Here is a 12,948-nt window from a genome sequence, read left to right on the forward strand (position 1 = left end):
TGGCGTCAGGGGTGCGCTGCAAAAGCGCCAGCCTCGCTGACTACTCTGAGTAAGCATGTCCTGCCCGCGCAGACAAGGGGTTTATCGGATATTTCGCAGCTTTTTTACTTTCGCAGGCGCATTTCAGCCTCAGTTTTCGGGCCTAACCGGGCATTCTTGCGACAATTACCCGATCCCGCCCGTCCAGATCGGGAATGACACGAATTTCAGCCAGTCCGGCGGCATCAAACAACGCGGACACATAGTTGGCCTGCGTCGGTCCGATTTCGACCAGAAGACGCCCGCCCCGCGACAGAAAATCAGGGGCCGATGACGCGATCCGACGATACGCATCTAGCCCGTCGCCCTCATCTGTCAACGCTAGTCGCGGTTCATGTTCGCGTACTTCGGGGGAAAGTTCCTCCATTTCGGAAAGCGAGATATAAGGCGGGTTCGAAACGATCAGGTCAAACATGCCATCAACCGCACCAAACCAGTCGGAATGCCAGACATCGATGCGGGCCTGCACCTGATGCTGCACCGCATTGGCGCTGGCCTGCAAACAGGCGGCTTCGCTGAGGTCGACACCAACCCCGGTTGCGCTGCGCCGCTCGGCCAGCAGCGTAATCAAAATACACCCGGACCCGACCCCCAGATCCAACACCCGGTCAAAAGGTTCGCTCAGGGCCGCTTCGATCAGCACTTCGGTTTCGGGGCGCGGGTCCAGCACATCACGGCTGACGCGAAACCGACGGCCGTAAAACTCGCGCTCACCCAACAGGTGCGAGACCGGAACGCGTATGGCCCGAAGCGAGATCAGCTGGTCATAGCGCTCGGCGATATCCGGCGACAGCTCTTCTGGCGCGATCAGAGTGACCCGGCTGGCTTCGATCCGGGCCGCATGAGCAAGCAACAGCCGCGCGTCCCGCGCCGGATCTTCAACTCCTGCCGCGCGCAGCCGGGCAGTTGCCGCCACCATCGCCTGCGCCGCAGTCTGCGCCCCGGTCATTGCGCCATCTCGGCCAGAAGCCGCGCCTGATCATCTGCGGTCAGCGCATCGATCACCTCGTCCAGATCGCCGTGCATCACCTGATCCAGCTTGTACAGAGTCAGATTGATACGGTGATCCGTCATGCGTCCTTGGGGGAAATTATAGGTCCTGATCCGCTCGGACCGGTCGCCCGAGCCGACCTGACTGGCCCGATCCGCCGAACGCTCGCTGTCGATTCGCTGCCGCTCCAGATCGTAAAGCCGCGTTTTCAGCACCTGCATCGCAATCTCGCGGTTGCGGTGCTGGGATTTCTCGGAACTGGTTACCACGACGCCGCTGGGCAGGTGGGTGATCCGTACGGCCGAGTCGGTGGTGTTCACGTGCTGACCACCAGCCCCCGACGACCGCATCGTGTCGATGCGGATGTCACCCGCGTCAATCTGGATATCCACGTCCTCAGCCTCGGGCAAAACTGCCACCGTCGCCGCCGAGGTGTGAATTCGTCCGCCGCTTTCGGTTTCAGGAACCCGCTGAACCCGATGCACGCCGGATTCGTATTTCATACGCGCAAAGACGTTGTCACCCTTGATATGCGCCACCACTTCCTTGATCCCGCCCAGATCGGAGGACTGCTCCTCAATGATCTCGAACTGCCAACCCCGCGCTTCGGCATAGCGCTGATACATGCGCAGCAGGTCTCCGGCGAACAAAGCGGCCTCATCCCCGCCGGTGCCGGGACGGATTTCCAACATCGCCGGGCGCGCATCCGCTGCGTCCCGCGGCAACAACGCCAGTTGTAACGCGTGCTCTGCGTCGGGAATACGTGCCTGCAACGCCGGGATTTCCTCCTCGGCCAGTTCCTTCATGTCGGGGTCGGCCAGCATCACTTCAGCCTCGGCCAGATCGGCCACCAACTGACGCCATGCCATGATCTGATCCACAACCGGTTTGAGGTCGGAATACTCTTTGGCCAAGGCCGCAATATCACCGCCCGACGCGCCATCTGCCATGGCCGCTTCGAGGTACTGGAATCGCTGAGTTATCTGTTCAAGGCGTTCTTCGGGGATCATGCGCGGGGTGTCTATCATCCGGGGGCTTTGGTCAAGGGCAAGCCTTGTGCTAAGCTGTTATTCATGAAACGGATCGTGCTTGTTCTTGCCCTCTGCGCGGCACCTGCCATGGCCGATGTGGTCGGCCCCGGCGGCAAGGTTCAGGATTGTTATTGCACCGATAAATCCGGCACCCGAGTCGAACTGGGAGAGATGATCTGCCTGCAGGTCGATGGCCGCATGTTCATGGCCCAATGCCAGATGTCACTGAACGTCCCCATGTGGCGCGAGGTGCAGGAGGGGTGCCTGTCCTCAGGGCTGCAACAAAGCCAACCACCGGTCGACACGAGCCCGGTTTACCCCAAAATCTGAACGCCCGAACCGCAATCTGCCATGAATGCGCAGGATGTCTCCGTCTTGCTGTGCCGTTGTGTAATCGGGAAACCCTAATGTCGGTGTTCGGGTGACATATGTCACCATTCCATCACCAACCGACCCGGCCAAAACCGTTGTCCGTGGAGCGGCCCTTGCAATGGTATCAAAACGCACCAACCCGTCCGGACCGGTTTCAACCACACGCACAACGCCGCCTTTCATGTCCCGGTCCGTGTTACCAACCGGGGCGACATGCCATGTCACGGGATCGGACGGAGCCAGCCGAATGAAAGCCGCCAGTCCAACCAACAGTGCAACACAAAGCCACAGCACCATCTTTGTCATCCCGATCCCAACCCTTTGACAAACCCTAGCCGGATCGCGATGCGGGGCAATATGCGACCCCGGTTATCGTGACGTCACACCGGGCAGGATGCAGATCAATTCAAACAACAGGTTCGCCGCTGTCAGCGCCGTGTTGCCGGACGGATCGTAGGGCGGCGAAACCTCGACCAGATCGCAGCCCACGACATTCATGCCGCCAAGCGCATGGATCAGTTGAAGCGCCTGCGGTGTGGTTAGCCCCGCAATCTCGGGTGTCCCGGTGCCGGGCGCATAGGCCGGGTCCAGACTGTCAATGTCGTAGGTGATGTAAACCGGATGATCCCCTACAGACTTGCGGATAAGCGAGCCGATCTCGGTCAGGTTCTGCTGCCACAGTTCCCAGGCCGGATATTGGCGGAAACCCCATCCCTTCGCTTCAGTGAAATCGCTGGCGGCGTAGCCGGACCCGCGAATTCCGATCTGAAAGGTCTTGTCGGGAATGATCAGCCCCTCTTCGTAGGCGCGGCGGAAGACGGTGCCATGGGTCTCACGTTCGCCAAACATTTCGTCATTCACGTCCGCATGGGCATCCACATGCACCAGGGCGACCGAACCGTGCTTTGCCGCAATCGCGCGCAGGATCGGCAGGGTGATCGAATGATCGCCCCCCATCGCCACCGGGGTCACGTTCTGCGCCAGAATGCCGTTATAGCTGTCCTTGATGATCTTCAGACTGTCAGCCAGCGAAAACGTATTGATCGCCAGATCGCCGATATCGGCAATCTGCAAACTGTCAAACGGCGCGGCGAATGTCGCCATGTTATAGGGGCGGATCATCGCGCTTTCACTTCGGATCTGTTTCGGCCCGAACCGCGTGCCCGACCGCCACGAGGTGCCGATATCCATCGGAATACCCAAAACCGCCACATCCAGCCCCTCAAGCGAGGCCGCCTGCGGCAGACGCATGAAGGTGTTCGGTCCGGAAAACCGGGCCAGATCATTGCCGCTGATCGGTTGGTTGAAATCTGCCATGCCTTTTGACCCTCCTGCCCGTCTAAACAATCAAGCACATACCGGAACTATGACTAACCAAATGTTAAACCGGAGCCAGCTTGTTCCAGCCCAGCAGACAAATGATCTGCGTCGCCACATGCGCCCCGGCAATCGCGGTGGCGCCGGAGGTGTCGAACGGAGGCGAAACCTCGACCACATCGCCGCCCTTGATGTTGATCCCGGCGATGTCGCGCAGAATGATCTGCGTCTGGATCGAGGTCAGCCCGCCCCAGACAGGCGTCCCGGTACCGGGGGCAAAGGCAGGGTCCAGCCCATCAATGTCAAAGCTCAGGTAAACGGGACTGTCGCCCAGAATACCCTTGATCTTCTGCGCCACGGCGGCAGGACCGGACTCATACACTTCGCGCGCGTCGATGATGTTGACGCCCAGCGTATCCTCGTTGTGTGTGCGAATCCCCACCTGAACCGAGCGTTTCGGGTCCACGATCCCGGACTTCACCGCCTTGTAGAACATCGTGCCGTGGTCCACGCGGGACATGTCGTCATCGGCCCAGGTGTCCGTGTGCGCATCGAATTGCAGCAGCGATATCGGCCCGTATTTTTCGGCATAGGCTTTCAGGATAGGGAAGCTGATGTAATGGTCCCCGCCCAGCGTGACCGAGGCGACATTCGCCTCCAGAATGGTGCGGATGTGATCGGTCAGCGTATCCGGAAAGGCCGGGATGTTGGCGTAGTCATAGGCCATGTCGCCATAGTCCACGATAGCCAGCTCGCTGAGCGCATCAAAGGGCCAGCCATAAGGCGCATCGGGCGATTGCAGTGCGCTGGCCTCGCGGATCGCGCGGGGGCCCAGACGGGTGCCGGGACGGTTGGTGACAGCCTGATCAAAAGGTACGCCTGTCACGGCGATATCAACTCCGCTCAGGTCCTTGGTATACAGCCGCCGCAGGAACGAAGTCGCGCCCCCGAACGTGTTCTCGTAGGACAACCCCTTGAGGTCGGGATTGGTGAACGCCTCATCCACCTGATTTTTTGCGTCTTCCAGTGCCATGTCTTCTCCCTGTCAGCCCAGCGGCTGCGCCTTTTCCACGATCCGGGCAAAGAATGAGGCCCCGACCGGTGCGATGTCGTCGTTGAAGTTGTATTTCGGGTGATGCAATCCTGCACCTTCACCCTGTCCCAGAAACAGATATGCGCCGGGGCGTGCCTGCAGCATATAGGAAAAATCCTCGGCCCCCATCTCGCGCCCGCTATTGGCCGTGACCCGGTCATCGCCGGAAACCTCGCGGGCGACTTCAGCCGCAAATACCGCCTTGACGTCATCGTTGACCGTGGCTGGGTAACTGACGTCATAGTCCAGCCGCGCTTCGACACCGTAGGATACCGCCTGCCCCTGCACGATCTGCTCCATCCGCTCCATCACCATCTTCTGCACATTGGGATCAAAGGTGCGCACGGTGCCGTTTATATAGGCCGTGTCGGGAATCACGTTGTTCACGGTTCCGGTATGAATCTGCGTGACCGAAACCACCAGATCATCCAACGCGTAGTTATTGCGGCTGACGATGGTCTGGATCGCCTGCGCGATACCGCAGGCCGCCATCACCGGATCGCGGGTTTCATGCGGCATCGCGCCATGGCCGCCCCTGCCCTGTATATGCACCTCGAACGTGTCGACCGCCGCCATGATCGGGCCGGGCGTTGTGTGGAACGCCCCTTCGGCAATTCCCGGCGCGTTGTGCAGCGCATAGACCTGCGAGATGTCAAACCGGTCCATGATGCCTTCTTCCACCATCACGCCGGCCCCGCCGCCTTCTTCCTCGGCGGGCTGAAAGATCAGCGCAACCCGCCCCCGGAAATTCCGTGTCTCGGCCAGATACCGCGTGGCCCCCAGCAACATGGTCGTGTGCCCATCATGGCCGCAGGCATGCATCTTGCCCGGATTCGTCGAGGCATAGGCTACACCAGTCTCCTCCGTGATCGGCAGCGCATCCATATCCGCACGCAGGCCAATGGTCGGCCCTTCACCCTGCCCGTTGATGATGGCGACCATGCCGGTTTTGGCGATCCCTTCGTGCAGTTCATCCACGCCGAACTCGCGCAGACGGTCCGCAACAAAAGCGGCAGTTTCATGGCATTCGAACTCCAGTTCCGGGATTTTATGCAGGTGCTGGCGCCATGCGGCCATATCGGCAGAGAAATCGGCAATTCGGTTGACGACGGGCATCGGGGGTGGACTCCTGATCCAAGCTGCGGGATGGATGCATCTGACACCGGAACAAGGGGCTTCGCAATGGCTGAAAATCCGCTGATCACCGACTCTGACGCTGGGATCGAGCGCTTGCTGGAAATCATGCGCCGCCTGCGCGACCCCGAATCGGGGTGCCCGTGGGATATCGAACAGGATTTCGCCACCATCGCCCCTTACACGATCGAAGAAGCCTACGAGGTCGCTGACGCCATCGAGCGTGAAGCCTATGATGAGCTGAAGGGCGAGTTGGGCGATCTGCTGTTCCAATCGGTCTTTCACGCGCAGATGGCCGAAGAAGCCGGACATTTCACCTTTCAGGACGTGGTGCGCACCATGTCGGACAAGATGGTCGACCGCCACCCGCATGTGTTCGGCGACGAGTCCCGCGATAAATCCGCCGAACAACAGACAGCGGACTGGGAAACCATCAAGGCGGCAGAGCGTGCAGGCAAGAAACAGAAAGGAGCGTTGGACGGGGTTGCGGCCAACCTGCCTGCCCTGCTGCGTGCCCATAAATTGCAAAAACGCGCCGCCCGGGTTGGATTTGATTGGCCTGATGCCAGCCACGTGTTGGCCAAGATCACGGAAGAGGCCGCTGAACTGGAAGAGGCGCGCGACAGCATGGACGCCGACGCGCTCGAGGACGAATTCGGTGATCTGCTGTTCGTGATCGTCAACCTTGGCCGCCACTTAGGCATCGAACCCGAGGCCGCCCTGCGCCGCACAAACGCCAAGTTCACCCGCCGCTTCGAAAAGGTCGAAGCCCGGCTGGCCGAACGCGGTAAGACGCCCACCCAAAGTGATCTGGCCGAGATGGACGCGCTTTGGGACGAGGTGAAAATCGAGGAACACCGCGCCAATGGCAAACTCCCGCCGGTAAGCGCAACAACCGGGGCCTGAAACAACTGGACAAGACACGCTCAGCTTGTCAGTGTCCGACCTTCACCACCCCCGGAGGCAGAGCATGACCGCCCGCAAGATCATAATCGACACCGATCCCGGACAGGACGATGCCGTCGCCATCCTGTTGGCGTTGGCCAGCCCCGAAGAGGTCGAGGTTCTGGGCATCACCGCCGTCGCCGGAAACGTGCCGCTGGAACTGACGGCCAAGAATGCGCGTATCGTCTGCGAACTGGCCGGTCACACCGAAGTGCCCGTTTATGCCGGATGCGACCGCCCGCTGAACCGCCCTCTGATCACTGCGGAACATGTGCACGGTAAAACCGGCCTGGACGGCCCGGTTCTGCCCGACCCTCAGATGCCGCTGGCGCAAGGCCACGCGGTCGATTTCATCATCGATACCCTGCGTACACAGGCACCGGGGACCGTGACGCTTTGCCCGCTGGGTCCGCTGACCAATATCGCAACGGCGTTTCAGAAGGCCCCCGACATTGTCGACCGCGTTCAGGAAATTGTCCTGATGGGCGGGGCTTATTTTGAGGTCGGAAACATCACCCCAACAGCGGAATTCAACATTCACGTCGATCCGGAAGCTGCTGATATCGTGTTCAGATCCGGCAGGCCAATCGTCGTCATGCCGCTGGATGTCACTCACAAGGCACTTGTCACCAGACCCCGAAATGACGCCTTCCGCGCGCTCGGCAACAAGGTCGGCATCGCCGTGGCCGAAATGACAGATTTCTTCGAGCGGTTCGACATGAACAAATACGGCAGCGAAGGCGCTCCGCTGCACGATCCCTGCGTCACCGCCTATCTGATCCGTCCCGACCTGTTCAGCGGGCGTCACATCAATGTCGAGATTGAAACCCATTCGGAACTGACCATGGGCATGACCGTCGCAGATTGGTGGGGCGTCACCGACCGCGCACCAAACGCCACATTCATGGGCGATCTGGACGCTGATGGTTTCTTTGCACTGCTTACAGAAAGGCTGGCCCGGCTATGACCGCAGCACTCCGCCTCGCCCGACCGGACGACCTGGACCGCCTGATGACGCTGGTTTCCGCATTCCATGCCGAGACCGGAATTGAACAGGATGCCGACCAGCGGCGCGAAGCTCTGCGTCCCCTTCTGGAAGGAATCCCGCATGGGTGCATATACCTGATTGGCCCCGGCCGGGCTCCGCTGGGCTATATCATCCTGACTTTCGGGTGGTCGGTCGAGTTCGGCGGCATGGACGGCTTTGTCGATGAAATCTACATCCGCCCGGCCGTGCGTGGCCGCGGTATCGCTTCCGAAGTGCTGCACGATCTGCCCAAAGCCCTTGCCGAGGCCGGAGTGACGGCCCTGCATCTGGAAGTCGATCGCACCAATGACGCTGCGCAAAAACTCTACCTGCGCAGCGGCTTCAAGGCCCGCGACCGCTATATGCTGATGAGCAGAACGCTCTAGCGGCTTTCCCCGCGGAAGATCACATCGGGGTTATACATTTCCTGAACCGGGTCATCCTGAGACACCTGCATCCCTGTGATCGGGTAGGTATCGGGTCCTGCGCAGGCCGCAAGGAAGGATACGGACAGGGCCGAAACCATCAGAAGGAATTTTGATACAGACATCGTGAGCTCCTTTCTGCAATGCAATCAGGATAACTCATGTTGAGACACCGCCGTTAGGAACAAGTTCACACATAACGATATAATACTCGGCCATTTTCCGCCGATATGTCTGTTTTCGCGGTCTTTTGACCAGCATATTCACTGCTAGAGCATTGATAACCATAGACGATCCAGCGATCGGACTTTTCGAGCGTTTTCCTAATTTCGTCTCGGATTTTTTGAATATTTTCTGTCCTCGCATCCCGAAATTTACACTTTCGCGACAAAACGCGCCCCTTTGCCACAACCTGAAAGCGATACGGAGAACTGAGATTTTCACCACATGCTCCAGTGACAGACAGCAAGGCGGCAGCTTGAAAACGCCCCCCATCAAAAGCCCTATCGTTTGTAACACATAGAATGAGCAACCGATCTGGCACCTGTTTGACGCCGCTCTGGTTCTCCCAAGCCCTGGATGGGCGAACATAGACCCGATTGCTGATCAGCTCGGTTCTACCACACTGCTGCGCCCCACAACTCGGCCAGAACCCGTCAAACAATCATATTTCCCAAGCTGCTTGCCGAATGGCATGAACCGGGCGACTACGGGAACTCTTGTCCGAGGCACCTATCCCCAATTCACTGAAATGCCGTACCCCGCCCCCGCCTAATCGGCGAGGGAGGAACATGTTTTTTTGACACGCGGGCCAAAGCATCTGACTCCGCAATGATCTTCAGTCAGGATTCTTATTATTTTTGCCGAAAGGCTCCGATTCAGCGCAGGATCGATGCTCCGGCATATTCCGCGACCTCACCCAGTGACTCCTCGATCCGGATCAGTTGGTTGTACTTGGCCAGCCGGTCGGACCGCGCGAGCGAGCCGGTTTTGATCTGACCACAGTTGGTTGCAACCGCCAGATCAGCGATGGTTGCGTCCTCGGTCTCGCCCGAGCGGTGCGACATCACATTGGTGTAGCGTGCGCGATGCGCCATATCGACAGCGCGCAGGGTCTCGGTCAGCGATCCGATCTGGTTTACCTTGACCAGCATCGAGTTGGCACAACCGCGCTCGATCCCTTCGGCCAGACGCGCCGGGTTAGTTACAAACAGATCATCACCCACCAACTGCACCTTGTCGCCGATCATGTCGGTCAGAGCTTTCCAGCCGTCCCAGTCATCCTCGGACATGCCGTCTTCGATCGAGATGATCGGGTAATCCTTGACCAGCGCCGCCAGATACTCGGCATTTTCCTCGGACGTCAGCGAGATATTCTCGCCCGACAGGACGTATTTGCCGTCCCTGTAGTATTCAGTTGCCGCACAATCCAGCGCCAGGTGGATTTCCTCGCCCGGCTTGTAGCCTGCCTTTTCGATGGACTGCAGGATGAAATCCAGAGCCTCGCGGGTGGACGCAATATTGGGGGCAAAGCCGCCCTCATCGCCGACACCGGTGGCCAGACCAGCGGCCGACAACTCACGTTTCAGCGTGTGGAACACCTCGGACCCCATGCGCACGGCTTCGCGGATATTCGCGGCCGAGGTGGGCATGATCATGAATTCCTGAATGTCTATCGGGTTGTCTGCATGTTCACCGCCGTTGATGATGTTCATCATCGGTACAGGCAGAACACGGGCCGAAGTGCCGCCCACATAGCGATACAATGGCTGCGTGGTAAAATCCGCTGCGGCCTTGGCAGTCGCCAGTGAGACACCCAGGATCGCGTTTGCGCCCAGACGGCCCTTGTTTTCGGTCCCGTCCAGTTCGATCATCGCCTGATCGATCGCCACCTGCTCGGTCGCGTCAAAACCAACCAGTTCTTCCGCGATCTCACCGTTCACGGCGGCGACGGCTTCCAGAACGCCCTTGCCCATATAGCGCGACTTGTCGCCATCGCGCTTTTCCACCGCTTCATAGGCGCCGGTTGATGCGCCAGAGGGCACAGCGGCGCGTCCCATGGTGCCGTCTTCCAGGATCACGTCCACTTCGACCGTCGGGTTGCCCCGGCTGTCCAGAATTTCACGTGCATGGATGTCGATGATGGTGCTCATAAGGCCCGTCCCTGTGGCTGCGTTCAGTTGCACGCCTCATACCATCAACGGGTGAAAAGTAAACCGGTCATGTTATCGCTAACACATCAATCAGGTGGCCTTTAGGGCTAACAGCACCCTGTTTGCGCCAAACTGCGACGATCCGTCAGGCCGCAACTGCAATGGCACGCGCCAGACGGCGCTCGCGAACAAAGGTGTAAAGGCCGGAACCCATGATCAGCATGGCACCGGCCAGTGTCATCTGGTCGGGACGTTCGCCGAACATCAGCATCCCTGCGGCAATCGAGAAGACCAGGCGGGTGTACCGGAATGGCGTCAGGGCCGACGCCTCACCGATCCGCATCGCGGTTACGATGCCATAATATCCCAGAACGCCAAACCCGATCGCGCCAAGATAAGGACCGATCTGCGCCGTTTGCAGCGGAATGACCGGTTGAGCCGAAAACACCATCAGAACCGCACCGGCAAACGCCACCGCGATGTAGGCCTGCAGCGCCACAACAGATGACGCGACGCGAACATCAAGTTTCCGCGTGATCAGATCCCGCGCCGCAATGGCAATCACGGTTGCCACGACAAACAGGGACTCGGGCTGGAAACCTTCAAGTCCGGGACGAATGATCATCAGAACACCGATGAAGCCAACGCCAATCGCGCTCCACCGCCGCCAGCCTACCTGTTCCCCAAGAAACAGCGCCGCCCCCATTGTCACCGCAAGCGGCATCGCCTGGAACACGGCTGCAACTGTGGACAGGTCGACAAGCGACAGGGCGGTAACAAAGGTCAGTGCCCCCACCGCTTCGGTCGCGGCACGGGCCAGAGGCAACGGCTGCCACGCCACCGGATCAAGGATGCGTTTGCGTGTGGCCAACGACATCAGCACGAAGACAAGGCTGCAAAACAGCCCCAGAACAATCATGATCTGGCCGGTCGAAACACTGGTCGACAGATGCTTGATGAACATGTCTTCAAGCGAAAAGGCCGCCATCGAGCCAATGATCAGCAATATGCCGTTTACGTTGTTCATGCGCGTGTCCGTTTGGGTGGGCTGAAAAAATCTGAGCCTGTGAGTCACCAAAACCGGAACATTCGCGACGTCGCAAGCCGGATTACGACAGGTTTAATGAATTGATTTGAAGCGACCAATCGCTTTTCGTGATGGGTCAGTCCTGTTCCAGCGGAACACCATACAGTTCCAGCCGGTGCCCTTTCAGCTTGTAGCCCAGCTTGGCGGCAATCTTTTCCTGCAGTGCCTCGATCTCGGGATCAACGAACTCGATCACCTCGCCCGACTGCATGTCGATCAGATGATCGTGGTGATCGCGCTCGGCGTCCTCATACCGCGCGCGTCCGTCGCCGAATTCCAGCCGCTCCAGTATTCCCGCCTCTTCGAACAATTTGACGGTCCGGTAGACTGTGGCAATGGAAATGCCGGAATCAACGGCCGAGGCGCGCGTGTACAGTTCTTCGACATCCGGATGGTCTTCGCTTTCCTCCAGCACCTGGGCAATTGTGCGGCGCTGCCCCGTCATGCGCAGCCCTTTGGCTTCGCATCGGGTGATGATCGTATCCGGCATGATGACCCCCAGAAGTGTTCGGGTTTCTGTCTTAGTACGTCTGCACGGCGCGCGCCACAGGTGATTTTCCAGTGCGCCCTAGACTGCAGACCGCAGGTCAGCCCAGACCGGCAGATGATCCGACGCAATATGCGCCGGCCGCGCGTTATGTACACCGTGCAGCATTGCCTCAAGGCCGCCGCCCAGCGCGATTCGGTCCAGCGCGCCCAGGGGTTGCGCCGCCGGAAAGCTTGCGACCGGAGGCAGAAACCGCATGCCCGGAACCAGGTGATCCAGCACGGGCTGACGCGACCATTCGTTGAAATCCCCCGCCCAGACAGTCGGCATACTGTTCTGCCCCGCATCGCTGCGCCTGAGTTGCGTCAACTGCTGGCGGCGTGATGCGGGCAGCAGGCCCAGATGCATCCCCATAACCCGAAGCGGACCGATCTGAGTATCGAATTCCACCTGAACGGCCCCGCGCGGCTCCAGCCCCGGCAACTCGTGATGGGATGCGCTGCGCACCTGTATGGCGTCACCCCGCCAGATTACCGCGTTCCCGTGCCAGCCCAGGCTGCCCGCGCCGCCCAGGTCGACAATGTTCCAGCCAGCTTCGTCCAGCATGAAATGCGGCAGCGCCGCAGGCCGGGGCGGCAGACGTTTGTCGGCCTCCTGCAACACCACGATATCCGCTTTCATTCCCTCCAGAACCTGAAGGATACGCTGCGGCTGGCGCCGAAGGTCCAGCCCGACGCATTTCTGAATGTTGTAGCTGGCAAGTCGAAGGGTCGGCGAACGGGTCATGGGCTTCCGGTTGTCGTAGACCTCTAAGATTGCGTCGCCCGTTCCCGTGTGCAACCCCGGA

Annotated in this window: 16 protein-coding genes; 4 read left to right on the forward strand and 12 right to left on the reverse strand. The window is 59.7% G+C overall.

Annotated elements, in window-relative coordinates; all coding sequences use genetic code 11:
• Nucleotides 1–142: 142 nt before the first annotated feature.
• Together prmC and prfA are read right to left on the reverse strand one after the other, a co-directional pair.
• The gene (gene prmC / locus ACR0FE_RS02940; RefSeq protein WP_480910906.1) at nt 143–988 is read right to left on the reverse strand and encodes a peptide chain release factor N(5)-glutamine methyltransferase; all 846 of its coding nucleotides are present in this window, start codon (nt 986–988) and stop codon (nt 143–145) included.
• Nucleotides 985–2,040, reverse strand: coding sequence for a peptide chain release factor 1 (gene prfA / locus ACR0FE_RS02945; protein WP_480911387.1), 1,056 nt, complete (start codon nt 2,038–2,040; stop codon nt 985–987). The genes prmC and prfA overlap by 4 nt, the downstream gene beginning before the upstream one ends.
• Nucleotides 2,041–2,103: 63 nt before the next feature.
• On the opposite strand from prfA, the gene ACR0FE_RS02950 reads away from it, so the two are divergent.
• Nucleotides 2,104–2,391 (forward strand): hypothetical protein, encoded by a 288-nt coding sequence (locus ACR0FE_RS02950; protein WP_170677441.1) that lies wholly within the window; start codon nt 2,104–2,106, stop codon nt 2,389–2,391.
• Here the strand turns inward: ACR0FE_RS02950 and ACR0FE_RS02955 are convergent.
• From ACR0FE_RS02955 to ACR0FE_RS02970, 4 genes are all read right to left on the reverse strand, one after another.
• Nucleotides 2,332–2,739, reverse strand: a complete 408-nt coding sequence (locus ACR0FE_RS02955; protein ID WP_480910909.1) for a DUF1499 domain-containing protein — start codon at nt 2,737–2,739, stop codon at nt 2,332–2,334. The genes ACR0FE_RS02950 and ACR0FE_RS02955 overlap by 60 nt on opposite strands.
• A 63-nt stretch (nt 2,740–2,802) precedes the next feature.
• Nucleotides 2,803–3,750 carry an agmatinase gene (gene speB / locus ACR0FE_RS02960; RefSeq protein ID WP_480910912.1) on the reverse strand — a complete coding sequence of 316 codons (948 nt, stop codon included), beginning with the start codon at nt 3,748–3,750 and terminating at the stop codon, nt 2,803–2,805.
• A gap of 64 nt (nt 3,751–3,814) precedes the next feature.
• Nucleotides 3,815–4,783 (reverse strand): agmatinase, encoded by a 969-nt coding sequence (gene speB, locus ACR0FE_RS02965; protein WP_170610578.1) that lies wholly within the window; start codon nt 4,781–4,783, stop codon nt 3,815–3,817.
• 12 nt (nt 4,784–4,795) lie between these two features.
• On the reverse strand, nt 4,796–5,959 hold the full coding sequence (locus ACR0FE_RS02970) for a M20 aminoacylase family protein (RefSeq protein WP_480910916.1): 1,164 nt from the start codon (nt 5,957–5,959) through the stop codon (nt 4,796–4,798).
• 66 nt (nt 5,960–6,025) lie between these two features.
• On the opposite strand from ACR0FE_RS02970, the gene mazG reads away from it, so the two are divergent.
• The 3 genes from mazG to ACR0FE_RS02985 all read left to right on the forward strand — a co-directional run bounded on the left by mazG (nt 6,026) and on the right by ACR0FE_RS02985 (nt 8,335).
• A complete protein-coding gene (gene mazG / locus ACR0FE_RS02975; protein WP_170677449.1) occupies nt 6,026–6,883 on the forward strand; it encodes a nucleoside triphosphate pyrophosphohydrolase in 858 nt (285 codons plus the stop codon).
• 64 nt (nt 6,884–6,947) lie between these two features.
• Complete coding sequence (locus tag ACR0FE_RS02980) at nt 6,948–7,889, forward strand: nucleoside hydrolase (RefSeq protein WP_480905326.1); 942 nt, start codon at nt 6,948–6,950, stop codon at nt 7,887–7,889.
• The gene (locus ACR0FE_RS02985) at nt 7,886–8,335 is read left to right on the forward strand and encodes a GNAT family N-acetyltransferase (protein WP_170610566.1); all 450 of its coding nucleotides are present in this window, start codon (nt 7,886–7,888) and stop codon (nt 8,333–8,335) included. The genes ACR0FE_RS02980 and ACR0FE_RS02985 overlap by 4 nt, the downstream gene beginning before the upstream one ends.
• On the opposite strand, the gene ACR0FE_RS02990 is transcribed toward ACR0FE_RS02985, so the two are convergent.
• From ACR0FE_RS02990 to ACR0FE_RS03015, 6 genes are all read right to left on the reverse strand, one after another.
• Nucleotides 8,332–8,499 carry a hypothetical protein gene (locus tag ACR0FE_RS02990; protein WP_170610563.1) on the reverse strand — a complete coding sequence of 56 codons (168 nt, stop codon included), beginning with the start codon at nt 8,497–8,499 and terminating at the stop codon, nt 8,332–8,334. The genes ACR0FE_RS02985 and ACR0FE_RS02990 overlap by 4 nt on opposite strands.
• A 65-nt stretch (nt 8,500–8,564) precedes the next feature.
• Nucleotides 8,565–9,038, reverse strand: coding sequence for a hypothetical protein (locus ACR0FE_RS02995; RefSeq protein WP_170805560.1), 474 nt, complete (start codon nt 9,036–9,038; stop codon nt 8,565–8,567).
• Between the two features lie 214 nt (nt 9,039–9,252).
• Complete coding sequence (eno, locus tag ACR0FE_RS03000) at nt 9,253–10,527, reverse strand: phosphopyruvate hydratase (protein ID WP_480910921.1); 1,275 nt, start codon at nt 10,525–10,527, stop codon at nt 9,253–9,255.
• A 145-nt stretch (nt 10,528–10,672) separates the two neighbouring features.
• Nucleotides 10,673–11,554, reverse strand: a complete 882-nt coding sequence (locus tag ACR0FE_RS03005; RefSeq protein WP_480910924.1) for a DMT family transporter — start codon at nt 11,552–11,554, stop codon at nt 10,673–10,675.
• Between the two features lie 136 nt (nt 11,555–11,690).
• A complete protein-coding gene (locus ACR0FE_RS03010) occupies nt 11,691–12,104 on the reverse strand; it encodes a Fur family transcriptional regulator (protein ID WP_170610551.1) in 414 nt (137 codons plus the stop codon).
• A 78-nt stretch (nt 12,105–12,182) separates the two neighbouring features.
• A complete protein-coding gene (locus ACR0FE_RS03015; RefSeq protein WP_170610549.1) occupies nt 12,183–12,887 on the reverse strand; it encodes an endonuclease/exonuclease/phosphatase family protein in 705 nt (234 codons plus the stop codon).
• Nucleotides 12,888–12,948 lie beyond the last annotated feature (61 nt).

Source organism: Ruegeria sp. K7, assembly GCF_056531785.1.